Below are 14,076 nucleotides of genomic sequence, written 5' to 3'. Positions count from 1 at the left end.
GCAGCGCCGGCTCCCGGCGGGGTTACAGGTCGGCCAGGGTCGACACCAGGATCGCCTTGATCGTGTGCATGCGGTTTTCCGCCTGCTCGAAGGCGATGCAGGCCGGCGACTCGAACACGTCATCGGTCACTTCGATGCCGTTGGCCAGGTGCGGGTACTGCTCGGCGATCTGCTTGCCGACCTTGGTGTCGGAGTTGTGGAACGCCGGCAGGCAGTGCATGAACTTGGTGCGTGGGTTGCCGGTGGCCTTCATCAGCTCGGCGTTGACCTGGTATGGCAGCAGTTGCTTGATGCGTTCGCCCCAGGCTTCGACCGGCTCGCCCATCGATACCCACACGTCGGTGTGGATGAAGTCCACGCCCTTGACCGCAGCTTTCGGGTCTTCGGTGAGGGTGATGCGGGCACCGCTTTCCTCTGCGTACTGTTTGCAGCGTGCCACCAGGTCGTCATGCGGCCACAGGGCCTTGGGCGCACAGATACGCACGTCCATGCCCAGCTTGGAGCCGACCAGCAGCAGCGAGTTGCCCATGTTGTTGCGCGCATCGCCCAGGTAGGCGTAGCTGATGTCGTGGATCGGCTTGTCGGCATGCTCGCGCATGGTCAGCACGTCGGCAATCATCTGGGTGGGGTGGTATTCGTCGGTGAGGCCGTTGAACACCGGTACGCCGGCGAACTTGGCCAGTTCCTCGACCACTTCCTGCTTGAAGCCACGGTACTCGATGGCATCGTACATGCGCCCGAGCACGCGGGCGGTGTCCTTCATGCTCTCCTTGTGGCCGATCTGCGAGGAGTTGGGGTCGATGTAGGTGACGTTGGCGCCCTGGTCATAGGCGGCCACTTCGAAGGCGCAACGGGTGCGGGTCGAGGTCTTCTCGAAAATCAGCGCAATGTTGTTGCCCTTGAGGTGCTGCTGCTCGGTGCCGGTGTATTTGGCACGCTTGAGGTCACGGGACAGGTCCAGCAGGTAGCGCAGCTCGCGCGGGGTGTGGTGTTCCAGGCTCAGCAGGCTGCGGTTGTGGATGTTGAACGCCATGATGTTGCTCCTGTTCTTTTAGAACGCAAAGGGCTGATCGGCCCGGCCGGCGCCTTGTGGGCGCGGCCGGACGATGGTCGTTTTAGTAGTCGATTGGGTCGCGCACGATCGGGCAGGTCATGCAGTGGCCGCCCCCACGTCCGCGGCCCAGTTCGCCGGCACTGATGGTGATGACCTCGACACCGGCCTTGCGCAGCAGGGTGTTGGTGTAGGTGTTGCGGTCGTAGCCGATGACCACGCCCGGCTCCACGGCCACCACGTTGTTGCCGTCGTCCCACTGCTCGCGTTCGGCGGCGAAGCTGTTGCCACCGGTTTCAACCACGCGCAGCTTGGGCAGCTTGAGGGCCTTGGCCACCACATCGAGGAAGCTGGCTTCTTCGCGGCGGATGTCGATGCCGCCCTGCTTGCTTTCGTCGGGTTGCAGGGTGAAGGCGACGATCTGGTTCACCACTTCGGGGAAGATCGTGACCAGGTCGCGGTCGCAGAAGCTGAACACGGTGTCCAGGTGCATCGCAGCGCGGGACTTCGGCAGCCCGGCCACGATCACGCGTTCCACGGCCTTGTTCTTGAACAGGTTCAGCGCCAGTTGGCCGATGGCCTGACGCGACGTGCGTTCGCCCATGCCGATCAGTACCACGCCGTTGCCGATAGGCATCACGTCGCCGCCTTCGAGGGTGGAGTTGCCGTGGTCCTTGTCCGGGTCGCCGTACCAGATCTCGAAATCGGCATTGGTGAACTGCGGGTGGAACTTGTAGATGGCGGTGGTCAGCAGGGTCTCCTGGCGACGCGCCGGCCAGTACATCGGGTTCAGCGTCACGCCGCCGTAGATCCAGCAGGTGGTGTCGCGGGTGAACTGGGTGTTGGGCAGCGGCGGCAGGATGAAGCTGGAGTGGCCCAGGAAGTCGCGGAACATCTGGATGGTCTTGCCACCGAAGCTGTCGGGCAGGTCATCGGCCGAGACGCCGCCGATCAGGTACTCGGCGATGTGTCGCGGCTCCAGGCTGCGCAGCCAGGATTTCACTTCGTTGATCAGGCCCAGGCCCACCGAGTCGGCGGTGACCTTGCGCTCCAGAATCCAGTCCAGTGCTTCGGGCATGGCGACGATGTCGGTCAGCAGGTTGTGCATTTCCAGCACTTCGATGCCGCGCTCGCGCATCTTGGTCACGAAGTCGAAGTGGTCGCGCTTGGCCTGGGCGACCCAGAGTACGTCGTCGAACAGCAGTTCGTCGCAGTTGTTCGGCGTCAGGCGCTGGTGAGCCAGGCCTGGGGAGCAAACCATCACTTTGCGCAGTTTGCCGGCTTCGGAATGTACGCCGTACTTAGCTTTTTCCGTGGACATGGTTCATTTCCTCCAAGTTGCGAATACGGGGGGTTACAGAGTCAGGAAGCCGTCGTACAGGCCATAGGCCGCCACCAGGGCGCCAATGACTACGGCGGCGAAGATCAGCTTCTCCACGTTGGTAAAGATCGGTTGGCCCACCTCGCGCTTGGCCTTGGCGAACAGCACCACGCCAGGGGCATACAGCAGGGCCGAGAGCAGCAGGTACTTGACGCCACCGGCGTACAGCAGCCAGATGGCATAGAGCAGTGCGATACCGCCGATGATCAGGTCTTTCTTGCGTTCGGCCAGCGCCTGTTCATAGGTTTCGCTGCGCAGTGCCAGCAGGAACGCATAGGCCGCCGACCACAGGTAGGGCACCAGGATCATCGAGGTGGCGAGGTAGATCAGCGACAGGTAGGTACTGGCCGAGAACAGCGTGATGACCAGGAAGATCTGCACCATGGCGTTGGTCAGCCACAGGGCGTTGGCCGGCACGTGGTTGGCGTTCTCGCGGCGCAGGAACTCCGGCATGGTGTGGTCCTTGGCTGCGGCGAACATGATCTCGGCGCACAGCAGTACCCACGAGAGCAGGGCCCCCAGCAGCGAGACGATCAGGCCGACGCTGATCAGCACCGCGCCCCAGTGACCGACCACGTGCTCGAGCACGGCGGCCATCGACGGGTTCTGCAGCTTGGCCAGTTCCGGTTGGGTCATGATGCCCAGCGACAGCACGTTCACCAGTACCAGGAACAGCAGCACGGTGATGAAGCCGATCACGGTGGCCTTGCCCACGTCGGAGCGTTTTTCGGCGCGGGCCGAGAAGATGCTGGCGCCCTCGATGCCGATGAACACCCACACGGTGACCAGCATCATGTTGCGCACCTGGTTCATCACGCTGCCCAGGTCCGGGTTCATCGTGCCCCAGATGTCGGCGGTGAAGATGTCCAGCTTGAACGCGAACAGGGCAATCAGGATGAACAGCGCCAGTGGCACGACCTTGGCCACGGTGGTGACCAGGTTGATGAACGCTGCTTCCTTGATGCCGCGCAGCACCAGAAAGTGCACTGCCCACAGCAGGATCGAGGCACCGATGATCGCCGCCGGGGTGTTGCCTTCGCCGAAGATCGGGAAGAAGTAGCCCAGGGTGCTGAACAGCAGTACGAAGTAGCCCACGTTGCCCAGCCAGGCACTGATCCAGTAGCCCCAGGCGGACGAAAAGCCCATGTAGTCGCCAAAGCCGGCCTTGGCGTAGGCGTATACGCCGCCGTCCAGGTCAGGTTTGCGATTGGCCAGGGTCTGGAACACGAAGGCCAGGGTCAGCATGCCGATGGCGGTGATGCCCCAGCCGATCAGCACGGCGCCGACATCGGCGCTGGCGGCCATGTTCTGCGGCAGCGAGAAGATACCGCCGCCGATCATGGAACCCACTACAAGTGCGACTAACGCACCCAGTCGTAGTTTTCCGGGAGTGTCTGACATTGGATAACTCCATTCCAGGAGAAGAGAGATGCCAGAATAAATCCAGCAAGCGTGACGAGAGCTGATTCAGGTCAGTTCATTGATACATTCCATTGTTGTTGAAGGACTTGAAGCGCTGCAGCCGGCGCCTCGCCCACACCCCGCAAGCCTTGTGCAATGGCACCTCCAGCCTTTTTCTAGAGCATTCGCTCTGAATGGCTGCGAGATTTGAAGCTAGTCGCTTTTACGGGTTTAGCAAATTTTTGACGAGAAAAGATCTTGTTTGCTTGATGAAGTAGATGGGGTACGCAAAACTCACTGTTTAGTTCGCCTCGGCATAGACGTACTAGTTATGAAGGTTATAGTTTTGAAGACAATCCACTATAAACGTCAGGGCTGTGCTTATATTTAGGCCTAGTGTGTAACAGCACCATGACAACGCGGGACGAAAAGGGGAACTGCATGTCCGAACCAGGACAGAAACTGCGCTTGGGTGCGCTCGTCGCGCTGGTGGTGGGCTCGATGATCGGTGGCGGTATCTTCTCGCTGCCGCAGAACATGGCCGCGCGGGCCGACGTCGGCGCCGTGCTGATCGGCTGGGGCATCACCGCCGTGGGCATGCTGGCGCTGGCGTTCGTGTTCCAGACCCTGGCCAACCGCAAGCCCGAGCTCGATTCGGGTGTATATGCCTATGCCAAGGCCGGGTTTGGCGAGTACATGGGCTTTTCGTCGGCCTGGGGCTACTGGATCAGCGCCTGGCTGGGCAACGTGGGCTACTTCGTGCTGCTGTTCAGCACCCTGGGCTTCTACTTTCCGGTGTTCGGGGAGGGCAACACGCCGATCGCCATCGCCTGCGCTTCGCTATTGCTGTGGGCGGTGCACTTTCTGGTACTGCGCGGCATCAAGGAGGCGGCGTTCATCAACCTGGTGACCACCGTGGCCAAGGTGGTGCCGCTGGTGATGTTCATCGTGATCGCGGCGGTGGCGTTTCGTGCCGATATCTTCACCCGCGACATCTGGGGGCTGAGCAACCCCAAGTTCGGCGGGGTGCTGGACCAGGTGCGCAACATGATGCTGGTGACCGTGTTCGTGTTCATCGGCATCGAGGGCGCCAGCGTGTATTCGGCCCGTGCCGAAAGGCGTTCGGACGTGGGCAAGGCCACGGTGATCGGCTTTCTCGGGGTGCTGGCGCTGCTGGTGCTGGTCAACGTGCTGTCGCTGGGGGTGATGACCCAGCCGGAGCTTGCCGGCTTGCAGAACCCGTCACTGGCCTCGGTGATGGAGCATATCGTCGGGCCCTGGGGCGGGCTGCTGATCAGCCTGGGGCTGGCGGTGTCGCTGCTGGGGGCGCTGCTGTCGTGGGCGTTGCTGTGTGCCGAGATCCTGTTCGCCACCGCCCGCGACAAGACCATGCCGCGGTTTCTGACCCGTGAGAATGCCAACCATGTGCCGGTCAATGCGCTGTGGATGACCAACTGCATGATCCAGCTGTTCCTGCTGATCACGCTGTTCTCTGCGGGCACCTACACCAGCCTGATCTACCTGGCGTCGTCGATGATCCTGGTGCCGTACCTGTGGTCGGCGGCCTATGCGTTTCTGCTGGCACTGCGCGGGGAAACCTATGAGCGCCACCCCGGGGCGCGGCGCAAGGACCTGCTGGTGGCCGGGGTGGCGCTGGTGTATGCGATCTGGCTGCTTTACGCCGGGGGGCTGAAGTACCTGCTGCTGTCGGCGCTGCTGTACGCGCCGGGGGTGATCCTGTTCTACCGCGCCAAGCACGAGCAGGGGCAGCCGCTGTTCACCGGGTGGGAGAAGCTGATTTTCGCGGCGGTGCTGGTGGGGGCGGGGGTGGCGGCGTATGCGTTGTATGCGGGGTGGTTGACGCTTTAGAGCGGTGTCGAGGTGTTCGCCGGCAAGGCCGGCTCCTACAGGTTGGTGCGACCTTCTGTAGGAGCCGGCCTTGCCGGCGAAGAGCCTCTGGCGGTCACCAGCGAGGCTCGGCCGACCCCAGCTCGCAAGCCCCCCGCGCCCATACCAGCGGCGCGCCTTGCACCTGCAACGGCGCCTGCAGGCGCCTGGCCGGCCCCCACGGCGTCTGCTCCACGGCCGGGGCCAGGTCTGCCTCGGTTTCGCCGGCCAACGGCAAGTCCTCGATCACCGTGCCCTGGTCCACCAGCAGCTTGGCCGTGCGCGCCAGCGACAGACGCGCCGAGCCGCCACAGCCGCTGCGCAGCCGCTCATCCAGTGCACGGATCGCGGCAGCCGCCATCAGGTAGCCGGTGGCATGGTCCAGGGCCTGCACCGGCAACGGCACCGGCCGCTCGCCCTGACGCCAGCGCATGCCCTCGCGAGCGATCCCGCTGCTCATCTGCACCAGGCTGTCGAAGCCGCGACGATGCTGCCACGGGCCGCTCCAGCCATAGGCATTGAGGCTGACATCGATCAGCCCGGGGTTGAGCCTGCGCCGTTGTTCGGCGCCATAGCCGAGGCGCTCCAGCGCGTCGGCGCGGTAGCCGTGCAGGAGGATATCGGCACCTGCCAGCAGGCCTTCGAACACCGCGCGGTCCTCTGCAGCATGCAGGTCCAGGCGCGCGCAGCGCTTGCCCAAGGTCACCTCGGCCACCACCGAGGGCTCCTCCCAGCCCGGCGGATCGATGCGCAACACGTCGGCACCGAACCCCGCCAGCAGGCGGCTGGCAACGGGCCCGGCAAGAATGCGCGTCAGGTCCAGCACGCGTACCCCCTTGAGCGGCTGCGCCGCGGTGCCGGTCCAGCCCTTGAGTTCGCCAGCCGGCCCAGCCTTGCGATCGATCAGCGGCTCGGCATTGACCGCCATGCCCTGCGGGTGCGCCGACCATTGCTGCCAGCTGCGCATCTGCGCGGCACATCCGCCCGCAGCCACCACGGCAGTTTCCAGCGCCTCTGCCTCCCACTCGACAACCCGCCGGGCCATCTGATCGCGGTCGTGTACCGCTCCCAGCACCCGTTCGGCAGCGGCGCGGTGATGCGCGGCATTGGTGTGCAGGCGGATCCAGCCATCGCGGGTCGGGTAATCGCCTGCCACGGCGTCCCACAGCGGCGGCAGGCTCCAGCCCTGGGGGCGAATGCTGGTGGCGAACCACAGGGAGCTCAGACGTCGGTCCACCTGCACCCCGGGGCGCGTGCCGGTCTGGCCGGCGAGCAGGTCGGCGATGGCCAGGCCCGTGGCGGCAATGCTGGCACTGGCCAGTTCGGTGACTTCGAAGGTCGATGGCAGGGCTCCTGCAGTGTGCAGGTGCAGGTGCTCAAGCGCATCCTGGGCTAACCCCAGGGCGCTGACGATGCTGTTGAGAACATGACTCATGGTTGGCCCTCCCGTTGGTGGGCCATTGCAGACCATCAGGGCTGATTGGTCAAATGCGGGGCGGCAGGCACGCGCTCGGGGCGCGACCAGATCCACAGGTTGCCCAGGGCCATGCCGCCGATGGCGAGCCCTACCGGCCAGCGCAGGCCGATGAACACCAGCATCAGGCCGGCGCACAGCAGCATGCTGAGCGTGGCGCTGACCTTGGCCCGGCGCTGAATCACCTTGCCGTTGCGCCAGTTGTGCAGGATCGGCCCGAACAACCGGTGGTTTTCCAACCAGGCGCTCAGGCGCGGCGAGCTGCGCGTGGCAGCCCAGGCCGCGAGCAGGATGAACTCGGTGGTCGGCAGGCCGGGGATCACGATGGCCACCAGGCCGATGCCCAGGCTTACATAGGCAAGCAGGCCGAACAGCACGCGGGACAGCTTGGAGGTGGATGGGCGGGTCATGGGGTCCATTGACTGCACAGGTGAGGGCCGGCTGCCAGCGCGGCTGGCCGGCCCGGCACGCATCAGGCCAGCTCGGCCTTGGGCGCGGTGGCGTAGGCGTGTTTGAGCAACTCGGTAAAACGTTCGAACGCAGCCACGGCGCCTTGTTCAGCGGCCGCTTCTTCTTCGGCGCTGAGCTCCAGGCCATCGAGGATGCGGGTGAACTGCTTCCAGCCCTCGGCGCGACCACCGGCCGGCTCGCCCAGGTGACGGGCACCGAAGCTGTCCGACAGGCCCAGGCCGACGGCGCGCTTGATCAGGAACGCGGCGCCGAGTTTGGAGCCTTCGGAGACGAATATCCAGCCCATGGCGGCGCCCAGGCTTGGGTTATGCACGGCGCCGGGGAAGGCGGCCGGTACTGCGGTGTCGAGGTCGGCGAGGTCGAGGCGGGCCTGTTCGGCGCGGCAGCGCTCGGCCAGGTCGGGCACGATGGCGATCAGTTGCGGGTCGTTGTACAGCGCCTGGAGTTCGGACTGGAACAGGTACTGGGCGACCACGAAACGGGCGAAGCTTTCGCGGGTGTCGAAGGGGGCATGGGACTTGACCAGCGCATCGAGCTCGCTGTGCGGCGCATGGGTGAGCTGGTTGAGGCGCTGCGAGCGCAGGGCAGGGCGTTCGGCGGTTGCGGTCATGGGGCATCCTTGGGAAATGGTGAGCGGGTGACTAGACGTTAGTAACTAGACGAATGAGGGGCGTGGAAATAGTAAAAAAGGTTGCGCGCCATTCGCCGGCAGGCCAGCTCCCTGTGGGAGCCGGCCTTGCCGGCGTAGCGTCTAGATATCCCACACCAGGTTGATGGCGAAGTTGCGCCCCGGTGCGGTCAGGCGGTCCAGATTGGCCGGCTGGGTAACCGCCGCTTCACCCAGGCCATCCTTGCCCACGGTGGCGTAGCTGCGCACGTCATCCCATTGCCAGTACTTCTTGTCGGCAAGGTTGTACACCCCGGCATTGATGGTGATGTCGTCTGTAACCTTGTAGAACCCGCTCAGATCCAGCGTGCCGTAGCCCGGGGTGCGGAAGCGGCCGCTGCTGCCGTCGGGGGCGAAGAAGTTGGTGTCATCGACGCGGTTCTTGCGCTTGACCACGGTCCAACTGAGCAGGGTGCCGTAGTCGCGTTGTTCGTAGCCCAGGCCGAACACCCCGGTCAGCGGGTTGACGCTGTTGAGCGGTTGGCCGGTGTCGTCGTTGCGGCCATTGGCATAGGCCAGGGAGGTCTGAGCATACAGGCCCTCTGGCGCGCCAAAAGGCGCCAGGCTCAGGCGGCCCTTGAACTCGACGCCCTTGATGGTCGCGTGCTTGATGTTGTTGGCGGCGAAGGTGTTGCCCAGGTCGGACGACTGCACGGCGTCTTCGTTGATGAAGTCGCGGTACTTGTTATAGAACACCGCCACATCGAAGTGCCCCGCATCGAAGTTGCCGCGCAGGCCGGTTTCGTAGCTTTTGCTCTTTTCCGGCTCCAGGTTCGGGTTCGGCTCCACGGTATACCCGCCTGCCAGGTTCACGAAGCGACCATACAGCGACTTGGCCGTCGGCGTGCGGAAGCCTTCAGCGTATTGCCCGTACCAGGTGTAGTTGTCGTTGAAGGCGTAGGTCACACCCAGCTTGGGCGAGACGCGGTGCCATTTCTTCTCGGCGTCATTGACGCTGTTGGCGCTGCCCAGTGCACCGAGGTACTCGTCGGTCATGTCGGGCTTGAGGCGGGTGTAGTCATAGCGTGCACCCGGCAGGAAAGTCCAGTCGTTCCAGCGGATCTCGTCCTGGGCGAACAGGCTGTATGTGTTGATGGTCGGGTCCGGGAAGTCGCTGACCTTGACCTGGGCGTCCCCAGGGCTGGCATCGCCAACGGCGCGGCAGGTACCGCCCACATTCAGACAGGTTGCCGTGCCGCTGCGCGAACCGGTGACCTTCTGCTGCTTGAGCGTGGTGCCGTAGGTCAGCAGGTGTTCGGTATCGCCAAGGCTGAAGGCTTTGTCGAGCTGGGCGTCGAGTACCCACTGACGGTCCTGGTAGAGGGTCTGGCGATCACGGAACACCTCGCGCCCTCTGGCCGCATACACCTCTTCGGTGCGCTGGTCGGTCTTGCCGATCTGGTAGTTCAGGCTCCACTTCATGTTGTCGGCCAGTAGGCTGCCCAGGGCAAATTCGTGGTTGATGGCAAATCGCTCGCGGGTGACGGTGTCGTTGCCGGTACGTACGCGGTAGGAGTTGGAGGCACCAAAGCCGGGAATGAACGGCCCACCCACTGCGCTCAGTTGGTTGGTATCGCGATCATCCTTGTAGCGCTCGTAGGTCAGGCCCAGCCGCGCGTCGTCGGCGTAGTTCCAGCCCAGCTTGGCCAGCACGTTTGTGGTGCGCGCATCCTGCGGGTTGGCCTCGGTGCGCGCCAGGCCATCGCCGCTGTGGCTGCCGTAGGACTCGGTCTCGTGGCCGTTGCGCTGGCTCAGGTGCAGCAGGCCGTCGAAATCGCCCTCGCGCCCGGCCACGGTGGCCGAGGTCAGCCAGCTCTCGTCGGCCGAGCTGTAGCCGGCCTTGAGGCGTGCACCCACGTCCTTGCCCGGCTTGATGATGTCGTCCGGGTCGAGGGTGAAGTAGCTGACCGCGCCGCCGATGGCGTTGCTGCCGTACAGCACCGAGGCCGGGCCGCGCAGGATCTCCACGCGCTTGACGATCTCGGGGTCGACGTAGTTGCGCTGGGTCTGGGCGTAGGGGCCGTAGAAGTAGCTGTCGGGGATCGACACGCCATCGATCTGGGTCAGTACGCGCTCGCCATCGATGCCGCGGATGTTGTAGCCGTTGAGGCCGCTGCGCTGGCCGACGCCGCTGACCGAGACACCTGGCTCGTAGCGCACCAGGTCCTTGATGGTGTTGACGTTGCTGCGGTCCAGCTGCTCGCGGGTCTGCACGCTCACCGTGCTTGGCACCTGGTTCACGTCCTGCGCGGTACGGGTGGCGCTGACGGTCACCTGCTGCAGGGTGATGGCGTTGGAGGCGGCGCGCTCGATCACCACATTGCCGGCACTGAGCTTGCGGTAGTTCAGCTGGGTGCCGGCGAGCATCTGGCGCAGGGCCTGCTCGGGCGGCATCGAGCCGCGCACGCCTGGCGAGGCGACACCTTCGGCCAGCTCGGCGGACAACCCCACCTGCCAGCCGGTGACGGCGGTAAACGCGTTGAGCGCCGACACCAGCGGCTGCTGGGCAATGGCGAAGCGGTAGTCACCCATGCGCGGGTTGGCTGCCTGGGCGGGCTCGGCGGCCAGCGCCGGCAGGCTGCAGACGCCGCCGGCCAGCATGGCCAGGGTCAGCAGCGACAGCGTGCAACGTTGCAGGCCCGCTGTGCGGGTGGAGACGGTAGACCGGCGAGTGAAACCTCTGGACATCGAAAGCGCTCCCTGTCGCGCGAATGTTATAGGTGCGGCCGATTCAAAAATAAGAATCAGTTGCATTGGCTATAACGAGACGTGTGACCACGGGGCATCGCGTAAAAAAAGATTCCGATTCAGTTCAGAATCACCAGCGCCGGGTACTCCTGCAGGCGTGCGGAGGTGATGTGGGCCAGCGAGCGCACCGCTTCGAGGGGTTGGTCGAGGCGGTAGTTGCCGGTGACGGCGACGTTCTGCAGGCGCTCGCTGGTGTTGATGATCCAGCCCGGGTAGTAGCGCCCCAACTCGGCCAGCACCTGGCTCAGGGGGCAGTTCTCGAACACCAGCCGGCCCTCGATCCAGGCCAGGTCCTTTTGCCCGTCCAGGCGCTCGCGCTGGCTGAAACCGTTGGGGCCGAGGCTGATGCTGTCGCCGGCCGACAGGCGGATGCGCTGGTCGCTGTTGCCCAGCAGGTCGACGTCGCCGCGCTGCACCCGCACCTGTGCCTGGCCGTCGAGGTAGCGCACGGCGAAATCGGTGTCGCGCACGCTGGCGCGCAACGGCCCGGCGCGCAGCTCGAAGGGCTGCTGCCCGCCGGGGACCTGGAAGTAGGCTTCGCCCTGGTACAGCCGGGCGATGCGCTGGCGGTCGTTGATGTTGCTGGAGAACGCCGAATTGGTATTGAGCAGTACCTTGGAGCCGTCCTGCAGTTCCAGGCGCTGGCGCTCGCCGACCACGGTCAGGTGATCGGCCTGCAGGCGCATGGGCAGGTTGCCGACCGTGAACACACCCACCAGCAGCACCGCGGCGGTGGCCAGCGGCTTCCAGTGCGGGCGCAGGCGGGCCAGGCGTGAGGGACGCTGGCGTTGCTGCAGCTGCAGCGCGGCGGCGCGCACGCTGTCGCCGTGCCACAGGGCTTCGGCCTGCACGTAGGCCGGGGCATTGGCCGGGTCGGCCTCGAGCCAGGCCTCGAAGGCCCGGGTGTCTTCGGGCGTGGCGCATTGCAGGCGTATCAGCCAGTCCAGCGCCTGGTCCATGGCGCTGTCGCAGGCAGCCGGGTCTGGCGGCGCAGGGCGGTCAGGGGCACTGTCGGTCACGGAGGGTCCTTGGCATGCTTGTGTATCAGGTAATGATCAAGTGTATCGGCATGTGAGGCAAGCAGGCTCAATCGCGATTGAGACGATCGGCTACGCCTACACAGATGGCCATGATCAGTTTCAGTTCCTTCTGAACCGTGCTGGCGGACACCTTCAGTTGTTCGGCGATTTCCAGATAGCTGGCGCCGTGCAATCGGCTGAGGATGAAGATGCGCTGCTGGCGGGCGCTGAGCTCGCCCAGCGAGGTGCTCAGGCGGCGCAGCAACTGCTCCGCGTGGGTGGCGTCCTCGGCGCTGCCGTGGCTGGCGGCCACGTTGTGCAGCACCGCCTCGGGCACATCGTCGAGCAGGGTGCGGGCTTGCACGCGGCGGGCGCGCAGGTGGTCCAGGGCGAGGTTGCGGGCGGTCTGGAACACGAAGGGTTCGAGGTGCTCGATGGGGCGTTCGCCCAGGGCGCGGGTGACGCGCAGGTAGGTTTCCTGAAGCAGGTCTTCGGCGGTGCTGGGGTTGTCGACCATGCGCTGCAGGGTGCGTAGCAGAGTGACCCGCTGGGCGAGGAAGACGGCGTTGAAGTGGGACTGACTCACAGCGATACCTGACCGGGATTTCAGCGAATGATAATGCTTATCATCAATGCTGTTGGTCAAGGGGGAAAAGCAGCGGCAAGCTTTTAGCGCCAGGCGGCAGGAGGAAAAGCAGGCTTACCCCCTGCTTGCCTGCCGCCTGAAGCTTGCGGCTTGAGACTATCGCGCCTCCCATAGCGCCAGGCAGTTGTCCAGCATGCGGTTGGAAAAGCCCCATTCGTTGTCGTACCAGGCCATCACCTTGAGCATCTTGCCGGCAACCTTGGTGTGATTGGCGTCGAAGATCGACGAAAGCGGGTTGTGGTTGAAGTCGCACGACACCAGCGGCAGGGTGTTGTAACCGAGGATCTTCGAGTGCTGGCTGGCCTCTTTCATCAGCGCATTGACCTCTTCCACGCTGGCCTCGCGCGTCACGTTCAGGGTCAGGTCCACCAGCGACACGTTGATCACCGGCACCCGCACCGCCATGCCGGTCAGCTTGCCGGCCAGTTCCGGCAACACCAGGCCCACGGCCTCGGCTGCGCCGGTCTTGCTCGGGATCATCGACTGGGTGGCCGCCCGCGCCCGGTACGGGTCGCTGTGGTACACGTCGGTCAGGCTCTGGTCGTTGGTGTAGGCATGGATGGTGGTCATCAGGCCCTGTTCGATGCCCAGTTCGCGGTGCAGTACCTGCGCCACCGGCGCCAGGCAGTTGGTGGTGCACGAAGCACTGGAGATGATCTGGTGCGAGGGGCGCAGGATGTCGTGGTTGACCCCGTACACCACCGTTGCGTCCACGCCCTTGCCGGGGGCCGAGATGATGACTTTGCGTGCCCCGGCAGTAAGATGGGCCGCGGCCCGGGTGCGCTCGGTGAACAGGCCCGTGCATTCGAACACCACGTCCACACCCAGCGCCTGCCACGGCAGCTCGGCGGGGTTGCGAATCGCGCTGACGGCAATTCGGTCGCCGTTGACCGTGATGCTCTCGCCATCGCTGTGAACCTGTGCATCGAATGCCCCGTGCACGCTGTCGTACTTGAGCAGGTGCGCATTGATCGAGCTGTCGCCCAGGTCGTTGATGGCGACGACCTGCAGGTCCTGACGGTAGCCTTGGGTATACAGTGCGCGAAGAATGTTGCGGCCGATGCGGCCAAAACCATTGATTGCGATACGTAATGTCATGGAGCTACCTCTGGCAGACTGTCTGAGCCCCGGAAAGAGCCTGAATCTGATTTTGTTGTTGGAATTACAAGATTATTCGTAAAAAAATAGAAAACAAGCCTTTTTGCTGGCAGTATTTTGTTCAATCTACAACGAGTGACCGGCCAAGCCGTTACCCACCGACATTCGCGCCCCTGCCTTGAGCCTAGGTCGCAATCGTTTGTAAGGGAAACCGCCGCAGAGGTTGCTGCCCC

General features: G+C 64.4%; 11 protein-coding genes. 1 reads left to right on the top strand and 10 read right to left on the bottom strand.

Translation table 11 applies throughout. The features are described from left to right. Positions 1-22: 22 nt before the first annotated feature. The 3 genes from NP552_RS06175 to arcD (NP552_RS06165) form a co-directional block, all read right to left on the bottom strand. Complete coding sequence (locus NP552_RS06175) at positions 23-1,033, bottom strand: ornithine carbamoyltransferase (protein WP_043862424.1); 1,011 nt, start codon at positions 1,031-1,033, stop codon at positions 23-25. Between the two features lie 82 nt (positions 1,034-1,115). Further along, positions 1,116-2,372, bottom strand: a complete 1,257-nt coding sequence (arcA, locus tag NP552_RS06170) for an arginine deiminase (RefSeq protein ID WP_043862423.1) — start codon at positions 2,370-2,372, stop codon at positions 1,116-1,118. 33 nt (positions 2,373-2,405) lie between these two features. Continuing rightward, on the bottom strand, positions 2,406-3,833 hold the full coding sequence (gene arcD, locus NP552_RS06165; protein WP_054915088.1) for an arginine-ornithine antiporter: 1,428 nt from the start codon (positions 3,831-3,833) through the stop codon (positions 2,406-2,408). Between the two features lie 441 nt (positions 3,834-4,274). On the opposite strand from arcD (NP552_RS06165), the gene arcD (NP552_RS06160) reads away from it, so the two are divergent. Next, the gene (gene arcD / locus NP552_RS06160; protein WP_054915087.1) at positions 4,275-5,702 is read left to right on the top strand and encodes an arginine-ornithine antiporter; all 1,428 of its coding nucleotides are present in this window, start codon (positions 4,275-4,277) and stop codon (positions 5,700-5,702) included. A 94-nt stretch (positions 5,703-5,796) separates the two neighbouring features. On the opposite strand, the gene NP552_RS06155 is transcribed toward arcD (NP552_RS06160), so the two are convergent. From NP552_RS06155 to gap, 7 genes are all read right to left on the bottom strand, one after another. Further along, positions 5,797-7,155 carry a CoA transferase gene (locus tag NP552_RS06155; RefSeq protein ID WP_043860377.1) on the bottom strand — a complete coding sequence of 453 codons (1,359 nt, stop codon included), beginning with the start codon at positions 7,153-7,155 and terminating at the stop codon, positions 5,797-5,799. Between the two features lie 35 nt (positions 7,156-7,190). Further along, complete coding sequence (locus tag NP552_RS06150) at positions 7,191-7,604, bottom strand: YbaN family protein (RefSeq protein ID WP_043860378.1); 414 nt, start codon at positions 7,602-7,604, stop codon at positions 7,191-7,193. Positions 7,605-7,666: 62 nt separating this feature from the next. Then, complete coding sequence (locus tag NP552_RS06145; protein ID WP_043860379.1) at positions 7,667-8,275, bottom strand: biliverdin-producing heme oxygenase; 609 nt, start codon at positions 8,273-8,275, stop codon at positions 7,667-7,669. Positions 8,276-8,416: 141 nt separating this feature from the next. Further along, positions 8,417-11,020, bottom strand: a complete 2,604-nt coding sequence (locus NP552_RS06140; protein ID WP_058541437.1) for a TonB-dependent receptor — start codon at positions 11,018-11,020, stop codon at positions 8,417-8,419. A gap of 119 nt (positions 11,021-11,139) precedes the next feature. Beyond that, positions 11,140-12,099 (bottom strand): FecR family protein, encoded by a 960-nt coding sequence (locus tag NP552_RS06135; RefSeq protein WP_054915084.1) that lies wholly within the window; start codon positions 12,097-12,099, stop codon positions 11,140-11,142. Positions 12,100-12,166: 67 nt separating this feature from the next. Beyond that, positions 12,167-12,685, bottom strand: a complete 519-nt coding sequence (locus NP552_RS06130) for an RNA polymerase sigma factor (protein WP_043860382.1) — start codon at positions 12,683-12,685, stop codon at positions 12,167-12,169. A 156-nt stretch (positions 12,686-12,841) separates the two neighbouring features. Then, on the bottom strand, positions 12,842-13,843 hold the full coding sequence (gap, locus tag NP552_RS06125; protein ID WP_043860383.1) for a type I glyceraldehyde-3-phosphate dehydrogenase: 1,002 nt from the start codon (positions 13,841-13,843) through the stop codon (positions 12,842-12,844). Between the last annotated feature and the right edge of the window lie 233 nt (positions 13,844-14,076).

The organism is Pseudomonas sp. 8209, assembly GCF_028682105.1.
GTDB classification, from domain to species: domain Bacteria; phylum Pseudomonadota; class Gammaproteobacteria; order Pseudomonadales; family Pseudomonadaceae; genus Aquipseudomonas; species Aquipseudomonas palmensis.
The sequence above is the reverse complement of the archived record's forward strand: the minus strand, read 5'-3'. Positions and strand labels throughout refer to the sequence as shown.

Bases quoted from the DNA above. Each gene is read 5' to 3' on its own strand.
- NP552_RS06175 (WP_043862424.1), bottom strand. From the start codon at position 1,033: ATGGCGTTCAACATCCACAACCGCAGCCTGCTGAGCCTGGAACACCAC.
- arcA (WP_043862423.1), bottom strand. From the start codon at position 2,372: ATGTCCACGGAAAAAGCTAAGTACGGCGTACATTCCGAAGCCGGCAAA.
- arcD (WP_054915088.1), bottom strand. From the start codon at position 3,833: ATGTCAGACACTCCCGGAAAACTACGACTGGGTGCGTTAGTCGCACTT.
- arcD (WP_054915087.1), top strand. From the start codon at position 4,275: ATGTCCGAACCAGGACAGAAACTGCGCTTGGGTGCGCTCGTCGCGCTG.
- NP552_RS06155 (WP_043860377.1), bottom strand. From the start codon at position 7,155: ATGAGTCATGTTCTCAACAGCATCGTCAGCGCCCTGGGGTTAGCCCAG.
- NP552_RS06150 (WP_043860378.1), bottom strand. From the start codon at position 7,604: ATGACCCGCCCATCCACCTCCAAGCTGTCCCGCGTGCTGTTCGGCCTG.
- NP552_RS06145 (WP_043860379.1), bottom strand. From the start codon at position 8,275: ATGACCGCAACCGCCGAACGCCCTGCCCTGCGCTCGCAGCGCCTCAAC.
- NP552_RS06140 (WP_058541437.1), bottom strand. From the start codon at position 11,020: ATGTCCAGAGGTTTCACTCGCCGGTCTACCGTCTCCACCCGCACAGCG.
- gap (WP_043860383.1), bottom strand. From the start codon at position 13,843: ATGACATTACGTATCGCAATCAATGGTTTTGGCCGCATCGGCCGCAAC.